This is a genomic window from Ruminococcus sp., assembly GCF_024684275.1.
In genome coordinates this window covers 141,831-158,062 of the sequence record NZ_JAIKXF010000055.1, presented here as the reverse complement: position 1 = coordinate 158,062, position 16,232 = coordinate 141,831, and the positions used below count along the sequence as shown (strand labels likewise).

General features: G+C 45.9%; 17 protein-coding genes. 14 read left to right on the top strand and 3 right to left on the bottom strand.

What is annotated here, in order from left to right; genetic code table 11:
• Positions 1 to 8: 8 nt before the first annotated feature.
• The 9 genes from prmA to K5677_RS06590 all read left to right on the top strand — a co-directional run bounded on the left by prmA (position 9) and on the right by K5677_RS06590 (position 6,503).
• Positions 9 to 974 (top strand): 50S ribosomal protein L11 methyltransferase, encoded by a 966-nt coding sequence (gene prmA, locus K5677_RS06630; RefSeq protein WP_296726045.1) that lies wholly within the window; start codon positions 9 to 11, stop codon positions 972 to 974.
• A 48-nt stretch (positions 975 to 1,022) separates the two neighbouring features.
• Complete coding sequence (locus K5677_RS06625; RefSeq protein WP_296726044.1) at positions 1,023 to 2,219, top strand: DUF6348 family protein; 1,197 nt, start codon at positions 1,023 to 1,025, stop codon at positions 2,217 to 2,219.
• 176 nt (positions 2,220 to 2,395) lie between these two features.
• Positions 2,396 to 2,707, top strand: coding sequence for a 50S ribosomal protein L21 (rplU, locus tag K5677_RS06620; protein ID WP_028515978.1), 312 nt, complete (start codon positions 2,396 to 2,398; stop codon positions 2,705 to 2,707).
• A 2-nt stretch (positions 2,708 to 2,709) separates the two neighbouring features.
• Positions 2,710 to 3,021, top strand: a complete 312-nt coding sequence (locus K5677_RS06615) for a ribosomal-processing cysteine protease Prp (RefSeq protein WP_296726041.1) — start codon at positions 2,710 to 2,712, stop codon at positions 3,019 to 3,021.
• Between the two features lie 2 nt (positions 3,022 to 3,023).
• Positions 3,024 to 3,308, top strand: a complete 285-nt coding sequence (gene rpmA / locus K5677_RS06610) for a 50S ribosomal protein L27 (RefSeq protein WP_296726039.1) — start codon at positions 3,024 to 3,026, stop codon at positions 3,306 to 3,308.
• 67 nt (positions 3,309 to 3,375) lie between these two features.
• A complete protein-coding gene (obgE, locus tag K5677_RS06605) occupies positions 3,376 to 4,653 on the top strand; it encodes a GTPase ObgE (RefSeq protein ID WP_296726036.1) in 1,278 nt (425 codons plus the stop codon).
• Position 4,654: 1 nt separating this feature from the next.
• Complete coding sequence (locus K5677_RS06600) at positions 4,655 to 5,077, top strand: ribonuclease III domain-containing protein (RefSeq protein WP_296726035.1); 423 nt, start codon at positions 4,655 to 4,657, stop codon at positions 5,075 to 5,077.
• A 3-nt stretch (positions 5,078 to 5,080) separates the two neighbouring features.
• Positions 5,081 to 5,815 carry a YebC/PmpR family DNA-binding transcriptional regulator gene (locus tag K5677_RS06595; RefSeq protein WP_296726034.1) on the top strand — a complete coding sequence of 245 codons (735 nt, stop codon included), beginning with the start codon at positions 5,081 to 5,083 and terminating at the stop codon, positions 5,813 to 5,815.
• Between the two features lie 118 nt (positions 5,816 to 5,933).
• Complete coding sequence (locus K5677_RS06590) at positions 5,934 to 6,503, top strand: manganese efflux pump MntP family protein (protein WP_296726032.1); 570 nt, start codon at positions 5,934 to 5,936, stop codon at positions 6,501 to 6,503.
• 40 nt (positions 6,504 to 6,543) lie between these two features.
• Here K5677_RS06590 and K5677_RS06585 read toward each other — a convergent pair whose 3' ends face one another.
• Complete coding sequence (locus K5677_RS06585; protein ID WP_296726031.1) at positions 6,544 to 8,637, bottom strand: InlB B-repeat-containing protein; 2,094 nt, start codon at positions 8,635 to 8,637, stop codon at positions 6,544 to 6,546.
• A 71-nt stretch (positions 8,638 to 8,708) separates the two neighbouring features.
• Positions 8,709 to 8,885, bottom strand: a complete 177-nt coding sequence (locus K5677_RS06580) for a DUF4250 domain-containing protein (protein ID WP_296726029.1) — start codon at positions 8,883 to 8,885, stop codon at positions 8,709 to 8,711.
• 678 nt (positions 8,886 to 9,563) lie between these two features.
• Here K5677_RS06580 and K5677_RS06575 point away from each other — a divergent pair.
• The 5 genes from K5677_RS06575 to K5677_RS06555 all read left to right on the top strand — a co-directional run bounded on the left by K5677_RS06575 (position 9,564) and on the right by K5677_RS06555 (position 14,763).
• Positions 9,564 to 10,058 carry an NAD(P)H-dependent oxidoreductase subunit E gene (locus K5677_RS06575; protein WP_024859289.1) on the top strand — a complete coding sequence of 165 codons (495 nt, stop codon included), beginning with the start codon at positions 9,564 to 9,566 and terminating at the stop codon, positions 10,056 to 10,058.
• 70 nt (positions 10,059 to 10,128) lie between these two features.
• The gene (locus K5677_RS06570) at positions 10,129 to 11,988 is read left to right on the top strand and encodes an NADH-quinone oxidoreductase subunit NuoF (protein ID WP_296726094.1); all 1,860 of its coding nucleotides are present in this window, start codon (positions 10,129 to 10,131) and stop codon (positions 11,986 to 11,988) included.
• Between the two features lie 14 nt (positions 11,989 to 12,002).
• Complete coding sequence (locus tag K5677_RS06565; protein WP_296726027.1) at positions 12,003 to 13,751, top strand: NADH-dependent [FeFe] hydrogenase, group A6; 1,749 nt, start codon at positions 12,003 to 12,005, stop codon at positions 13,749 to 13,751.
• 115 nt (positions 13,752 to 13,866) lie between these two features.
• Entirely contained in the window at positions 13,867 to 14,088 is a 222-nt protein-coding gene (locus K5677_RS06560; protein WP_296726024.1) for a hypothetical protein, read from the top strand.
• A gap of 57 nt (positions 14,089 to 14,145) precedes the next feature.
• Positions 14,146 to 14,763: a rubrerythrin family protein gene (locus K5677_RS06555; RefSeq protein ID WP_296726021.1), complete on the top strand. Its 618-nt coding sequence runs from the start codon at positions 14,146 to 14,148 to the stop codon at positions 14,761 to 14,763.
• A gap of 43 nt (positions 14,764 to 14,806) precedes the next feature.
• Here K5677_RS06555 and K5677_RS06550 read toward each other — a convergent pair whose 3' ends face one another.
• On the bottom strand, positions 14,807 to 16,177 hold the full coding sequence (locus K5677_RS06550; protein ID WP_296726019.1) for an MATE family efflux transporter: 1,371 nt from the start codon (positions 16,175 to 16,177) through the stop codon (positions 14,807 to 14,809).
• Positions 16,178 to 16,232 lie beyond the last annotated feature (55 nt).

Here is a 16,232-nt window from a genome sequence, read left to right as displayed (position 1 = left end):
TTTAACTAATGGAATGGACAGAAGTCAACATTTATACGACTACCGAGGGAATAGAGCTTCTATGCTCAAAGCTCGGAGACATCGGCATCAAGGGATTTTCTATAAAGGACTCAGAGGACTTTAAGGAGTTCCTTGAAAATAAGAACGGTCAGTGGGATTATATTGACGACGACCTTATGGGGCTGTCTGAGTGTGAGACCTGCGTTACGGTCTATATCCCTACAAACGGTCAGGGCGCTGAAATGCTCATCGCTATCAAGTCTATGCTTTCAGAGATGAAGGCGGCAGATACCGAGGGCGCTTACGGAAGGCTCGAAGCTGAGATGTCAAGTATCCGCGAGGAGGACTGGGCTAACAACTGGAAGCAGTATTTCAAGCCCTTCAAGGTGGGCGAGAAGCTTGTTATTAAGCCCTCGTGGGAGGAATATGACAATTCAGACGGAAGGATAATCCTTGAAATTGATCCTGCTTCAAGCTTCGGTACCGGCAAGCATCATACCACAAGGCTTTGTCTTGAGGTGCTTGAGAAATACCTGAACAAGGGAGATAAGCTTCTGGATATGGGCTGCGGAAGCGGTATACTATCTATCGGAGCTATGCTTTTAGGTGCAAAGAGTGCGGTGGCGGTTGATATTGAGGAGAATGCGTCGGCAACTGCTCTTGAAAATGCAGTCAAAAACCACATTTCGCCCGATGTCTACAAGACCTACTTCGGTAATATCCTCACCGACGAGAAGCTTGCCGACGAAATCGACGATAAGTACGACATAATCGCAGCAAATATAGTTGCGGACGTGCTCATTGCCATGAAGGAGAGCTTCTTGCGCTACCTGAAAAAAGGCGGTATACTCATTGTTTCGGGTATCATTGAGGAGCGCATGGACGAGGTCATAGACGCACTGAAGTCCGTTGGCTTTAAGGAGCCTGAGCCTGAGGTCCGCGAGGGCTGGGCAGCAGTTAAATTCACAGTTTAATATTATGCAGAGCATATATTGATATCATCAGATTAAGGAGAATAGAAAATGGGAATTTTCAAAAAGAAGAACAATCAGAAGACAGAGGAAGTTCAGACAACTGATATAAGAGCCGACATCAAGAGCACTGTGCTTGAAAGCCTCAATGATAAGCTCAAGGGCACTCTCTATGATGATTGTATCATTATGCCAAAGGGCTTTACTATCGATGTACAGGTAGGCAGGATCGAGGAAAGCGACGGCATAAAGATACTTCAGACTATCTTTATCGTAAAGCACGATGACTTTGACGAGCCCCTCATCGAGCCAGTTGACTCTCAGGGCAAGGACGAGGAAGAGGCTGCAAAAATGGCTGTAGAGATATTCTGCGGCGGCGTATGGCACCCCCTCGACCAGTCTATCAGCAAGAAGAATCCGCAGCACGTTCCTGTTGATTTTCTCAGACAGCACTACGATTTCGATATGTACTGCCAGTCTGTTGTAAGAATCGGCGTTAAGGACAAGCCTCCGACGATGCTGGTGAATTATCTGAGAACAGAGATACCAAAGTACCTCGGCTCAAAGAAGTACTACTGGCTGAGAATATACCTTGCAAAGTACAAGGAAAAGAAGATAATCGAAGTTCGTATGAACGGCTCTGTCCTTGTAGAGCTGCCTAAGTACTTCGAGGAATACGTTGAAAAGGAAATGTTCGCTGAGGAGACCTTTGTTTCCGAGAAGCAGTATGCTATCTTCGTACAGCGTGAGGACGACCAGTGCCCATTCAAGAAAGAGCTTGTAATGAACGCTGCAAAAGAGACTATCAGCATGATGGAGAAGATAAATAATCACGATGAGTATGTTGCTATGGCTGACAAGCTTGTAGAGCTGGTAGAGGGCGACAAGGGACTTGCAGGTGAGATAAGAGTATTTATCCCCGAGATATTTGCTAAGCTCACCCTGGGCTACCGTGAGGGCGACAGCCTCTTCCTTCTCGAGGGCGAGGGAGATGAACAGCAGAGCATTGAGTTTAAGAAGACTCAGCTCCGCACCTATTTCTACCTCCAGCAGGCTGTGCTCGAATACCTCAGCACAAATCCAAGTCAGGAGAACGTGACACGCATCGTTACAAACAGTGTTGCGTTCAGAGAGCTCAAGAGAGCTATCGATACCGCTAAGGAGAACGGTAAAGAGCTGAAGCCAAGCGATCTCTATGTGCCAGGTACCTCCTACAAGATAGGCGAGAGTGACTATAGAGTCTGGTAATGAAATCATACTTCCTCTGTGAAAAGCAGAGGAAGTTTTTTCGGAATATTGCAAAAAAATGCTTGACAAAGAAGATACTTTGTGATAAAATATTATTGCCGCTTGTAAACAGGCTTTAAAGTTGTGCGTTCACACGCCTGTAACAGCGAGTTTATTGAAAAGGCAGGTGCCACAATATGTACGCAGTTATCGAAACCGGCGGAAAGCAGTATCAGGTAAACGAGGGAGATATCATCTTCATCGAGAAGCTCGCAGCAGAGGCTGATGAGACAGTTACTTTCGACAAGGTAGTAGCTCTCGGAGCAGACGATGGTCTCAAGATCGGTACACCTTATGTTGACGGTGCAGCTGTAAGCGCAAAGGTTCTGAAGAACGGCAAGGCTAAGAAGATCACTGTTTTCACTTACAAGCCTAAGAAGGGTGAAAAGAGAAAGCAGGGACACAGACAGCCTTACACTCAGGTCAAGATCGAAGCTATCAAGGCTTGATCATGATCCGCGCAGAATTTTATGAAAAGCAGGGGCTACTTACAGGCTTCAGGTTCAGCGGTCACTCAGGCTATGCCGAGAGCGGCAGTGACGTTGTCTGTGCAGCTGTATCATCAGCGGTGCAGCTTACTGCAAATATACTCGATGAATTTGGTTTAAAGCCGCAGGTAACTGTGGGGGATAACGTCATCGAATGTATCTGTATGGACGGGGGAGAGATATCTCCGCGTCTGCTGAATGTTTTAAAACAGCATTTTGAGGCTATACTGGAAGAGTTCCCTAACACGATCAAAATCACAATTTCGGAGGTGTAAGTATGTTAAAGATCAGTATGCAGTTCTTTGCTCATAAGAAGGGCGGCGGTTCCACAAAGAACGGACGTGACTCTGAGGCTAAGAGACTTGGCGTTAAGAGAGCAGACGGTCAGTTTGTTAAGGCTGGCAACATTCTCGTTCGTCAGAGAGGAACACATATCCATCCCGGTAACGGTGTCGGCATCGGTTCAGATGATACATTATTCGCTACAGTAAGCGGTAAGGTAAAGTTTGAGCGTTACGGACGTGACCGTAAGAAGGTTTCTGTTTACGAGATTGAGCAGTAACAGCCATAACGTGACAATAAATCCCGAGCGTTTGCTTGGGATTTTTCTTTAGAAACGGAGGTCGGAAATGTTCGTTGATCAGGCGAAAATAAAGATCAAAGCAGGTGACGGCGGCGACGGCGCTGTATCGTTTCACCGCGAAAAGTATGTAGCGGCAGGCGGTCCCGACGGCGGCGACGGCGGACGCGGCGGAGATGTCATTTTTCAGGTCGATGATAATTTTTCGACTCTGATAGATTTCAGGTATAAGAGGAAATATGTGGCTGACCGCGGCGAAAACGGCAGCGGAAGAAACTGCACGGGAAAAAGTGCCCAGCCGCTTATTATAAAGGTACCGAGAGGTACTGTTATACGTGATGCAAAAAGCGGAAGGATAATGGCGGATATGTCCACGGACGAGCCGAAGGTCCTTGCAAGAGGCGGACAAGGCGGCAAGGGAAATGTACATTTTGCTACTTCCACCCGTCAGATACCTAAATTCGCAAAACCGGGTTATCCCGGAGAGGAATTTGAGGTCACTCTTGAGCTTAAACTCCTTGCGGACGTAGGTCTTGTGGGATATCCAAATGTCGGAAAATCCACACTTATCTCTGTTGTCAGCGCAGCAAAGCCAAAGATAGCAAATTACCATTTTACTACTCTCACTCCTGTTCTCGGAGTTGTAAGGGTAGAGGAGGAGAAGTCCTTCGTAATGGCTGATATACCGGGACTTATCGAGGGCGCAGGCGACGGTGTAGGCTTGGGACATGAGTTCCTCAGACACGTTGAACGCTGTAGGCTTATAGTTCATGTGGTCGATGTTTCGGGCATTGAAGGCCGTGATCCCTGTCAGGATTTCGACGTAATAAATTCAGAGCTTGCCAAGTTCAACGAGGAGCTTGCAGAGCGTCCTCAGATCGTAGCTGCCAACAAGTCGGATATGGCGTCAGAGGAGCAGATAGAAAAGTTCCGCAAGTACATTGAGGATAAGAATATACCATTTTTCTGTATATCGGCTGCAACCACTCAGGGCACATCAGAGCTTATCAAAAAGGTCTCTGAGGTGCTTGATACACTGCCGCCAATAAAGGAATTTGAGGCAGAGCCAATATCTCAGGAAGAGCTTGATGAGATGCTGGGCGTTGACAAGAAGTTCGAGATCACCGTTGAGGACGATATTTACTTCGTTGATGCGCCGTGGATACAGCCTATCATGCGTACTGTCGATCCTGATGACTATTCATCGCTTCAGTATTTCCAGCGTGTTCTTATCAACAGCGGCATTATCGCAAAACTTGAGGAAATGGGTATACAGGAGGGCGACACCGTAAGCCTTGAGGGCTTCGAGTTCGACTTTGTAAACTGATATGAGCACAGAAAAACTTACCGAGCGTGAAGCTAATTCATACAGTCCGCTGACTCTCGCTTTTTTAGGCGACAGCGTTTATGATACCCTTGTGAGAGAGCATCTGCTTCGTCAGGCAAATATGCCTGTTGCAAAGCTTCATTCTGCTAAAATAAAGCTTGTATGTGCAGAGTTCCAGTCGAAGGCATATGATATTGCGGCTGAGAAGCTCAGCGAACATGAGCTTGCAGTGCTGAAAAGGGGCAGGAATGCCACGGGAAACACAGTCCCCAAGCACGCGGACGCAGCAGAATACCGCAGAGCTACAGCTTTAGAGTGCCTTTTTGGCTATCTTTATCTCACAGGTGAAAATGAACGCATAAGAGAACTGTTTGAACTTATTATAAATTCAAATATAAATGAAAATGAACAAATAGGAGTGTAAACTATGTCAGGTCATTCAAAATGGAACAATATCAAGCGTAAAAAGGAAGCTACCGACGCTGCAAAGGGCAAGATCTTCACTAAGATCGGACGTGAGATCACTGTTGTGGTCAAGGAGGGCGGCCCCGATCCTAACAATAACAGCAAGCTCCGTGATCTTATTGCGAAGGCTAAGGCTAACAATGTGCCTAACGACAATATAGACCGTATAATTAAAAAGGCAGCAGGCGACGGTGACAAGAACAACTATGAGAATATCACATATGAGGGATACGGCCCTAACGGTGTAGCTGTTATCGTTGAGTGTCTTACAGACAACAGAAACCGTACAGCAGGCGAGGTTCGTCATTACTTTGATAAGTTCGGCGGAAACCTCGGTACTATCGGCTGTGTATCTTTCATGTTCACAAATAAGGGTATCGTTATCCTTGAGAACACAGGTCTTGATGAGGATAAGGTAATGGAGGATGTATTCGAGTTCGGCGGTGAGGACTTTGACATCAACGAGGAAACTGTTGAGATCGAGTGCGCTCCCGAGAACGTTCATGCTCTCCGCGAGGGACTTACAGAAAAGGGCTATAATGTAATTTCTGCTGAGTCTGAGATGATACCTTCTACTTATACAACTCTCACAGACGAGGATCATATCAAGAAAATGAATCTTCTCCTTGATCATCTTGAGGAGAACGACGACGTTCAGAACGTTTACCATAACTGGGAAATGCCTGACGAAGGATAATAAAACAGGGGGCAGTTCATTCTGTCCCCTTGATTTTTGAATTTTGACCGTCATATGCTGACAGACTCTGAAATACAATGTATAATAATCAATGTTATGTGAAAAAGAGGACGATCTTATGAGTATTGCTGAACTTATTCTTATCTCAGTCGGGCTTGCAATGGACGCTTTTTCTGTTTCGGTCTGTAAGGGACTGAGCATGAGAAAACTGAATCTGAAAGGCGGAGTCATTACAGCACTGTTTTTCGGTGTATTTCAGGGCGTAATGCCGGTTATAGGTTATTTCCTCGGCAGCCGCTTTGCAAGCGTCATCAGTTCTTTCAATCACTGGATCTCATTCGGACTTCTTGCTTTTATCGGCGGAAAGATGATATGGGAGGCTTTTAAAAGCGGTGAAGATGACGAAAAGACCAGGGAGTACAGGATAGATCTAAAGGAGCTGACACTGCTGGCTGTTGCTACAAGTATCGACGCGCTTGCATTGGGCATTGTATTTGCAGCAGAGAAGACTGACCTGCTTTTTTCTGTGACAATGATAGGCGCTATAACCTTTGTATTATCACTTGCGGGAGTATTGATCGGTCACAAATTCGGCAGCAAATATGAGAAAAAAGCCGAGACAGCAGGCGGAACTATACTTATACTCATAGGCTTGAAGCTTCTTCTCGAAGGTATTGGCGTTATATAAAAGAAAAAGGACTGCAAAAGCAGTCCTTTTTTTGTTATGTTTATTCAGGCTGAACACTTATCTCTGCCTTGCCTGTTATATCGCAGAGACCGAGGAGATACTTCTGAATGTGAAGGGCATCCTCAGTAGTGAGACCGTCGCCTGTGTTCCATACGTCGGCGTTTGCTCTGCCCTTTTCAGTGATATGGTTGTCATCTGTACCGTTTATATCAAACTTATTCGGGTTTGCAAGAGCCTGCATGATAAGAACTACATCTGACATATCAACACTGTCGTCGCTGTTGGCGTCACCGTAAGTTATCTCAGACTTTGTGAGGTAAACATTATGGTAGATGATGTGCTGAACGCCGTCGTCCTCGGTAGTGTAGTCCTCTTTGCTGAATGTGTAAGGAGAACCTTCCTTAACGCCGTTTATACTGAAGCTGCAAACCTTAGCGTCCTTGTACTTCTCATAGCTTATGATAGCAGGATTAGCTGCGGAGGTATCTATCTGTGAGATAGGACCTGTTACTCCGCCGTCCTCATATACGATATTCCATGCTCCCATAACGACAGCGTTGTTTACGAGTTCCTTTGTTGCCTTGTCGTAGACTCTTACAACGTGTGAAAAAGGTCTTACATCATCGGGATATACCTTTTTAGCGACCTTAACTGTGTAATAAGCAGTACCGTCCTTTACCTCGCTTGTGATATCGTCCTCATTGAGCTTATACGCAAATCCGTTGTAGATATTCTGAACTATCTGGAAATCGCTTATATTTGTAATGCCCTCAAAGTTTTTGATACCCTTGAAATCAACTTTCTTTGGGTTTTCTGATTTTGTATCCACAGGGAATTCGGATACTCTTGAAGAACCGTTTTCAATAATGGTATCCTTAGCGTTGAGGTAAACGTCGTTGATAAGCTTGCCTGACGCCTTGTCAACAACGCTTATCTCATAAGCCATTACAGCTGTTGTAGATGTTGTTGAAAGGATAGGAGCTGTAGTTGCAGACGTTGTTGTTGCAGATGCAGTAGTAGTTGTTGCTGTAGCAGAAGTAGTTGTAGTAGTTGTAGTCTCGCTGCCCTCAGCATTCCATACAGCCTTGAACGAGATACCAATGCCAGGCTGTGCACCCTCAATAAGGAAATCCTCTCCTGCCTGATATATCTTATCATCTCTCTGCCAGCCGCCGAATGTATAGCCGTCTCTCTTGACTGTACACTCCGGAACCTGTATTGTTGTATCTGTCTTGCCCTTTACTCTGATATCGTCTTTGCTTGAGCCTGTATTAGCAAAGAATACAATAGTGTAATTGATAGGGTTCCAGATAGGAGTCATAACAACATCGTTTGCAGGCATAACGAACTTCTGGTCGCATTTGTAATCCTGACCGTCAGTTTCGCAGTGCCAGCCGATGATATTGAATCCGCTTCTGGAGAAACGGTCGTTGCTCTGAAGATTTACCGCACCTGTTTCCATTACCTCATATTCCTGCTTTACAGCGCCGTTGATCCTGTCAGCATCGCCTACAGTATAGGTCAGCTTGTACTTCTTGCACCAGTTTGGCTCGAGGGTTATATCCTCGTCGTTGATGATTATGTACTCCTGACCGGCAAAGAGATGAGTTCCGTCTGTCCAGCCGCTTTGACTGTAGCCCGAGCGAGGGAAAGAATACATTGGTATCTCTACCAAATAACCTGCCGGACCTTTTACAGGGGGAACTAATTTTTCATAGTCCTCGCGCACCTCTCCGTCGATAACAACGCTGAATTTTACTGTGTGGTTGACGGTATCTCCTATTTTGTTCCAAACAGGGGTGATAGTAACATCGTGGTCGGGGATATGGTAAACTCTTCCGCCAAGATAGCCGTAAAGATTGTCAGCTGTCCAGCCTGTGAAGTAGTAGCCCTCTCTTTCGAGCTCGACGTTGGGAATAATAACAGAGGAATTAAATGTGCCCTCTTTGTCCTTTATTACCGGTACGTTTCCGTCGTCGTCGGGGACGATAGTAACATCATCGCCCAGTTCAAAATGTACCTTGTATGTCTTCTCTTCTGTGTCAGCTCCGAAGCTGTAATTGATGCCAACGGAGCATACGGCGATAACTGCGGAAGAAGCAGCAGCCGTCAGTTTTTTGATGATAGTGTTCATAAGCCCTCCCATTCGGCAAAAAGCCGACCAAGTATCCTCGTCAGGTCAAATGAAACAAGCGGGACGGGATACTATCTGAATGAATTTGTGTTTGGATCATATACATAACCTATCTTTTCGAGCTTTGAGGTGATATCGTCGGCAGAGGTGCAAAGACTTTTGCAGAGCTCCTCAAAGGACGGATATTCGTCACGAAGAAGTGTATTTATATAGCTTAATAAAATAACGGGATCATTCGGTAAACTCATAAGTTCCTCCTTGTCTGCGGCGGCGATGTCAAAATTTTCAGAATGCAGTGCAGGACATTCTGTGCAGTGCTGCCGTGTATCTGCCTGAGTGCAAGGTGCTTGTTTTTTTTTCTGTCTGTTATCAGGTGATAAAGGCATAGCATCAGCCGAAAAAACGTACGCTATGTATATAGTATAAATTTACTATACAATACTAAAATTGATTTGTCAATAAATAGAGGAGTTTAAGTTTTGTGAATTTTATGTAAATAAGTATGTTCTTGTAAATTAAGATCTTGGATGATTTTTAATAAGGTCAGGGAACGGCAGACAGAGGTTAAATACTTGATAAAAGGTAAAAAGCACTATACAGGATAAAAAGTTTACAAAATAATCCAATTAATATTTTTGAAAACTCTGACATTTGTACAAGTGAGAACGCTTTTTAACTAAACCTATCGGCACGCTAAAAGCCTTGACAGTTGTAAATGTTATTCCGTGCTGAATAAGTCACTTTGGCTATAATTGTGCAAAATAGACAGTAATTCTGATGCTAATTAGGCTAAAATGGCGATAGCAATTTTTTGAGCTTTATGATATAATATTTAGGATATGTGAGATATGATATTTTGTCTCATAAATTTTTTATGGTCGACATTGTTACATTTTTCACAGCTAATACACAAGGAGGTCCATTAAATGAATTCAGCTAAATCAACTGTTCCCTTCAAGGGTACTCCAGAGCAGGAGGCTGAGCTCCTCAAGGTCATCGAAGAAAAGAAGAACGACAAGGGTGCTCTTATGCCTATCCTTCAGAAGGCTCAGGAAATTTACGGCTACCTTCCGATCGAGGTCCAGGCAATTATTTCCGACAACACAGGTATCCCCCTCGAGAAGATCTACGGAGTTGTAACTTTCTACGCTCAGTTCTCACTGTATCCAAAGGGAGAGTACACAATCTCTGTCTGTCTCGGTACAGCTTGCTATGTTAAAGGTTCAGGAGATATCTACAATAAGCTTCAGGAAAAGCTTGGAATAGGCGGAGGCGAGTGCACTCCAGACGGTAAGTTCTCACTTGACGCCTGCCGCTGCATCGGTGCCTGCGGTCTTGCACCTGTCCTCACAGTAAATGAGGACGTTTACGGACGTCTTACTGTTGACGACGTAGATAAGATCATTGAAAAATACGCTTGATTCCAAACATTACCATTTAGGAGGTTAATTTATGAAAACTCTTGAAGAACTCAAGGTTGTCAGAGACAGCATGAAGGGCGAAGTTGCTCTCAGAACACATGGCAATGCTTCTTCAAAATATGAAAGACACGTCCTTGTCTGCGGCGGTACTGGCTGTACATCTTCAGGCTCACCAAAGATCATTGAGGAGCTCGAGAAGCAGTTCGCAGAAAAAGGACTTACAGATAAAGTTCAGATCGTTAAGACAGGCTGCTTCGGTCTCTGCGAGCGCGGTCCTATCATGATCGTATATCCTGAGGGATCTTTCTACTCACGTGTTAAGGTAGAAGAGATCCCACGCATCGTTGACGAGCACCTCATCGGCGGCAGCCCTGTTAAGGAGTTTCTCTATGAGGAAACTGTTGTAGGTGACGAGATCAAGTCTCTCGACGATACTTCATTCTACAAAAAGCAGCACCGTGTAGCACTCAGAAACTGCGGTGTTATCAATCCTGAGAATATCAACGAGTACATAGGACGCGACGGTTATGAGGCTCTCGGTAAGGTCCTCACAACTATGACTCCTGAAGACGTTATCCAGACTATCCTCGATTCAGGTCTCCGTGGACGCGGAGGCGGCGGATTCCCGACAGGTATGAAGTGGAAGCTCGCTCGCAACATCGTTCCAAACGCTGATCAGAAGTACGTTTGCTGTAACGCTGACGAGGGCGATCCGGGCGCATTCATGGACCGTTCAGTACTTGAGGGCGATCCCCATGTTGTACTTGAGGCTATGGCTATCGCAGGTTATGCTATCGGCGCAACACAGGGTTATATTTATGTCCGTGCAGAGTATCCTATCGCTGTTGAGCGTCTTAACATCGCTATCAAGCAGGCTCGCGAGAACGGTATGCTCGGCAAGAACATCTTCGGAACAGATTTCTGCTTCGATATTGATCTCCGTCTCGGCGCAGGCGCATTCGTTTGCGGTGAGGAGACAGCTCTTATGACATCTATCGAGGGCAACCGCGGTGAGCCCCGTCCAAGACCTCCTTTCCCAGCAGAAAAAGGTCTTTTCCAGAAGCCAACTATCCTCAACAATGTTGAGACATATGCTAATATCCCACAGATAATCCTCAACGGTGCAGAGTGGTTCGCATCAATGGGTACCGAGAAGTCAAAGGGTACTAAGGTATTCGCTCTCGGCGGAAAGATCAAGAACACTGGTCTCGTTGAAGTTCCTATGGGTACTACACTCCGCGAAGTTATCGAAGAGATCGGCGGCGGTATCCCTAACGGCAAGAAGTTCAAGGCTGCTCAGACAGGCGGTCCTTCAGGCGGATGTATCGATCCTTCAAACTTCGATATCCCGATCGACTACGATAACCTCATCGGTATCGGTTCAATGATGGGTTCAGGCGGACTTATCGTTATGGACGAGGATAACTGTATGGTCGATATAGCTAAGTTCTTCCTCGAGTTCACAGTTGACGAGTCCTGCGGTAAGTGTACACCATGCCGTATCGGTACCAAGAGAATGTGGGAGATCCTTGACAAGATCACAAAGGGCAAGGGAACTCTTGAAGACCTCGATAAGCTGGAAGAGCTTGCTTACCACATCAAGGCTAACTCTCTCTGCGGTCTCGGTCAGACAGCTCCTAACCCTGTTCTCTCCACACTCAGATGCTTCCGCGATGAGTATATCGCTCACGTTGTTGACAAGAAGTGTCCTGCAGGCGTATGTAAGGACCTCCTCAGCTTCGAGATCGAAAAGGATAAGTGTATCGGCTGCGGTATGTGTGCTAAGCAGTGTCCTGCTTCCGCTATCACAAGAACAGATTACATTGCTCCCGGCAAGAAGCTTGCTGCAATGGAGATCGACAAGAATAAGTGCGTGAAATGCGGTGCTTGTATCGCTACTTGTAAGTTTAAGGCAATCATCAAGAAGTAAGCGGAGGAATAGTAATGGAAAATATTACAGTAAAAATCAACGGTGTTGAATTAGAAGTCCCCAAGGGCACTACTGTTCTTGAAGCTGCTCACATGGCTGGATTTGAGATTCCTACACTTTGCTATATGAAGGAGATCAACGAGATCGGTGCCTGCCGTATCTGCGTTACTGAGGTAAACGAGGGAAGAGGCTTCCGTCTTGTTGCAGGCTGCGTATACCCATGCTCCAACAATATGGAGATTCTTACAAACTCTCCAAAGGTCATCGAGTCAAGAAAGAGAACTCTTGAGCTCATTCTTTCAACTCATGACAGAAAGTGCCTCTCATGTGTAAGAAGCGGCAACTGCGAGCTTCAGAAGCTTGCTAAGGACTACGGCGTTGAGGACGCTACAGTTTATGATGGCGTTAAGAACGAGTATGAGGTAGACAATTCTGCTCCTCATATGTACCGTGACAATAACAAGTGTATCCTTTGCCGCCGCTGCGTAGCAGTATGTGCAAAGACACAGGGCATCGGCGTTATCGGCGCTAACGAGCGTGGATTCAAGACATATATCGGCTCTGCTTTCGATATGGGACTTGGCGAGACAAGCTGCGTATCATGCGGACAGTGTATCGCAGTATGTCCTGTCGGCGCTCTCTCAGAGAAGGACTACACTAAGGAAGTACTGGCTGCTATCGCTGATCCTGAGAAGACAGTTCTCGTTCAGACAGCTCCTGCTGTTCGTGCAGGTCTCGGTGAGTGCTTCGGCAATCCTATCGGCACAAATGCTGAGGGTAAGATGGCAGCAGCTCTCAGAAGACTTGGCTTCGACAAGGTATTCGATACAGACTTCGCTGCTGACCTTACAATTATGGAAGAGGCTAACGAGTTCCTCGATCGTTTCACAAACGGCGGAACACTTCCTCTCATCACATCTTGCTCACCTGGTTGGGTTAAGTTCTGTGAGCACTATTATCCTGATCTTCTCGATCACCTTTCAACCTGTAAGTCGCCTCAGCAGATGTTCGGTGCAACTGCTAAGACATACTACGCTCAGAAAATGGGTATCGATCCAAAGAATATCGTTATGGTATCTATCATGCCATGTACAGCTAAGAAGTTCGAGATCGGCAGACCTGATCAGAGCGCTGCAGGTGTTCCTGATGTTGATTACGCTCTCACAACTCGTGAGCTGGGCAGAATGATCGAGCGTGCAGGTATCCTCTTCAACTCACTTCCTGATGAGAAGTTCGACGATCCGCTGGGAATCTCAACAGGTGCCGGCGTTATCTTCGGTGCTACAGGCGGAGTTATGGAAGCAGCTCTCAGAACTGCTGTATATACACTCACAGGCGACAACGTAACTGACCTTCCAGAGGTTCGTGGTACAAAGGACATCAAGGAAGCTACATACAATGTTGCAGGCAACAATGTAAAGGTTATCGTTACAAGCGGTCTTGCTAACGCAAGAAAGGTTCTTGATGATATCAGAGCAGGCAAGTGCGACGCTCAGTTCATCGAGATCATGGCTTGTCCCGGCGGCTGTGTAAACGGCGGCGGTCAGCCACAGGTTCCTATGGGCGTAAGAAACTTCGTTGACATCAGAGAAGAGAGAGCTAAGGTTCTCTACAACCTTGATAAGTCAATGCCTCTCAGACAGTCTCACGAGAACCCAGCTATCAAGAAGGTTTATGAGGAATTCTTCGAGAAGCCGGGCAGCCACAAGGCTCATGAGGTTCTCCATACATCTTATGTTAAGAGAAAAGTAAACGAGATATAAAAAACAGCTGAATTCATTAAAAGAGCGGACATTTAGTCCGCTCTTTTTGTTGACATAACAGGAAAAAAGTGGTATAATAATGTAGAGCTATTTTTTTCCTAAGGGGGGCGATTGAATGGATGATGTTTGTGAGTTTTGCGCGACTAAGGTCGTAAAGGGAACCCTTGTGACACCTTATGCAGTACAGTTTTATCCTGAGGGTGAAGAGATGAAGCTGAAGCCAAAGAGAAGCCAGGTCATTTGTGACGCCTGTCCGCAGTGTGGACATATCCAGAATATCAGATTAAAAAATCCGGAGAATATTATGAAATATCGGTATACGATACTTGATGATTGATTTTTCGGAATAATTTGAAAAAAATTGCAGATACTGTTTCCGAAAGGAAGTGGTTTCATGCAAACAGACCTTAACAAAAGCCAGACCCGCATGAATCTCATGCGGGCTTTTGCTGGTGAGTGCCAGTCGCGTCAGAGATACTATCAGGCAGCGCTGATAGCTCAGCAGCAGAAGCTTATCGGACTTGAGCGTATGTTCAGGTTCACAGCCGAGCAGGAGGAACGCCATGCAATGGTATTCTGGAAGCTTATGAAGGATTCCGCCGGACAGACAGTGGACCTTACAGCAGGCTATCCTGCTGATGTATTCGAGGATATAGGACAGCTCCTTGATGCCTCTCAAAAGGAAGAGGAGAAGGAGCATATCGTAGTCTATCCTGATTTTGCACGTATTGCCGATGATGAAGGCTTTACAGAGGCGGCAGGGAAGTTCCGCGCTATAGCTGAGATAGAAAACGAGCACAGTATCCGCTTTGCTTACTATGCCGGGCTTTATCGGGAAGATAGTCTCTTCCGCAGCGGCAACAGTCAGCAGCGATGGATATGCCTTAACTGCGGTCATATCCATGTAGGAAGCGAGCCGCCGCAGGAATGTCCTGTGTGCAGCTCTGATCAGGGATATTTTATCCGTGAGGAAGAGGCGGCGTTCACCTCATGCAATATCACAGGAAAATAGAAAAAAGGACGGCGAGAGCCGTCCTTTTTGATGTGTATAGTTGCTATTCTGTATGTTCTTTTTTGAGCTTGCGCATGATAAAGAGGAAAACTCCCAGCTCTACTAAGAATGTTGCAAGCCATGAAATAGCATATGAGAAATAAAGGCTTTCAAGGGTATGGTATTTCGGTATTCTGAATACACCGAATATCCAGCCGAGTCTTATTCCTACCACGCCGATAACGGTTATGAGCATTGGCAGCACCGAACGTCCAAGACCGCGGATAAGTCCGGTAGTTACGTCCATCAGACCGCAGAGGAAGTAGACTATCATGATATACTTCATTCTTATCATGCCAAAATTTATTGCTTCCTGTGAATCAGTGAGATATATGGAAAGGAGTGGTCTGCCGAAAAACAGTGCCGTAAGACCGAGAGCCATTCCCGTGCAGAATACAGCGATAAGACATATCCACATTATCTTTTTGATACGGTCAAGCTTGCCTGCACCGTAATTCTGACCGGTGAAGTTCAGAGATGTCTGACTGTAGGAGTTCATTGAGGTATAAACAAAGCCCTCGATATTCTGCGCGGAAGAGTTTCCTGAAAGTACAGCGTGACCTAAGAGGTTTCCGAATTCGTTTATAGAAGACTGTATAATTACATTGGAAATAGCAAATATAGAAGACTGAAGCCCTGCGGGAAAGCCTATCTGGATTATTCGCTTTAGCTGTCTTCCGTAAATCCTCATTTTTTTCAGCTCCAGCTTGCAGACGTCGTTTCGGCGCATAAGCTCGCGTACTATGAGAGCAGCCGACAGAGTCTGTGAAAGTGAGGTAGCAAGTGCTACACCTGAAACGTCCATATGGAATACCATGACAAATATCAGGTTCAGTATAACATTCAGTATGCCTGCGGCGGTGAGATAATACAGCGGACTTTTTGTGTCGCCTGCGGCGCGGAGTATTGCCGAGCCGAAGTTGTACAGCATACTCGGGATCGTTCCGCAGAAGTATATCTTCATGTATGCTGCCGAAAGAGGGAGTACATTTGCAGGAGTATCCATCATTTTCAGAAATGTTTCAGAAAAAAGCAACCCAACGATTGTAAGAAAGGCTCCGCTTATAAATGCCGCAGGTATAGCAGTATGAACTGTCCTGCGGACGTCCTCGGATCTGCCCGAGCCGATGCCGTGAGCCACAGTAACGCCTGCACCGACGGAGAGACCGATGAACAGGTTGACCATAAGGTTTATTAGAGCGCCTGTTGCTCCAACAGCGCCAACAGATATATCTCCGCAGCACCGTCCTACCACCACAAGGTCGGCGGCGTTGAAAAGAAGCTGCAAAACACCTGTGAGGATAATAGGAATAGTATAAAGAATTATTTTGCTGACCAGAGGTCCCTCGCACATATCCGAGGTCTTGCTCTGCATAAAAAAGACTCCTAACTGCCGCTGATTAACTGAGCGCTGCGGCTGATGCGCATGA

Bases quoted from the DNA above. Each gene is read 5' to 3' on its own strand.
- prmA (WP_296726045.1), top strand. From the start codon at position 9: ATGGAATGGACAGAAGTCAACATTTATACGACTACCGAGGGAATAGAG.
- K5677_RS06625 (WP_296726044.1), top strand. From the start codon at position 1,023: ATGGGAATTTTCAAAAAGAAGAACAATCAGAAGACAGAGGAAGTTCAG.
- rplU (WP_028515978.1), top strand. From the start codon at position 2,396: ATGTACGCAGTTATCGAAACCGGCGGAAAGCAGTATCAGGTAAACGAG.
- K5677_RS06615 (WP_296726041.1), top strand. From the start codon at position 2,710: ATGATCCGCGCAGAATTTTATGAAAAGCAGGGGCTACTTACAGGCTTC.
- rpmA (WP_296726039.1), top strand. From the start codon at position 3,024: ATGTTAAAGATCAGTATGCAGTTCTTTGCTCATAAGAAGGGCGGCGGT.
- obgE (WP_296726036.1), top strand. From the start codon at position 3,376: ATGTTCGTTGATCAGGCGAAAATAAAGATCAAAGCAGGTGACGGCGGC.
- K5677_RS06600 (WP_296726035.1), top strand. From the start codon at position 4,655: ATGAGCACAGAAAAACTTACCGAGCGTGAAGCTAATTCATACAGTCCG.
- K5677_RS06595 (WP_296726034.1), top strand. From the start codon at position 5,081: ATGTCAGGTCATTCAAAATGGAACAATATCAAGCGTAAAAAGGAAGCT.
- K5677_RS06590 (WP_296726032.1), top strand. From the start codon at position 5,934: ATGAGTATTGCTGAACTTATTCTTATCTCAGTCGGGCTTGCAATGGAC.
- K5677_RS06585 (WP_296726031.1), bottom strand. From the start codon at position 8,637: ATGAACACTATCATCAAAAAACTGACGGCTGCTGCTTCTTCCGCAGTT.
- K5677_RS06580 (WP_296726029.1), bottom strand. From the start codon at position 8,885: ATGAGTTTACCGAATGATCCCGTTATTTTATTAAGCTATATAAATACA.
- K5677_RS06575 (WP_024859289.1), top strand. From the start codon at position 9,564: ATGAATTCAGCTAAATCAACTGTTCCCTTCAAGGGTACTCCAGAGCAG.
- K5677_RS06570 (WP_296726094.1), top strand. From the start codon at position 10,129: ATGAAGGGCGAAGTTGCTCTCAGAACACATGGCAATGCTTCTTCAAAA.
- K5677_RS06565 (WP_296726027.1), top strand. From the start codon at position 12,003: ATGGAAAATATTACAGTAAAAATCAACGGTGTTGAATTAGAAGTCCCC.
- K5677_RS06560 (WP_296726024.1), top strand. From the start codon at position 13,867: ATGGATGATGTTTGTGAGTTTTGCGCGACTAAGGTCGTAAAGGGAACC.
- K5677_RS06555 (WP_296726021.1), top strand. From the start codon at position 14,146: ATGCAAACAGACCTTAACAAAAGCCAGACCCGCATGAATCTCATGCGG.
- K5677_RS06550 (WP_296726019.1), bottom strand. From the start codon at position 16,177: ATGCAGAGCAAGACCTCGGATATGTGCGAGGGACCTCTGGTCAGCAAA.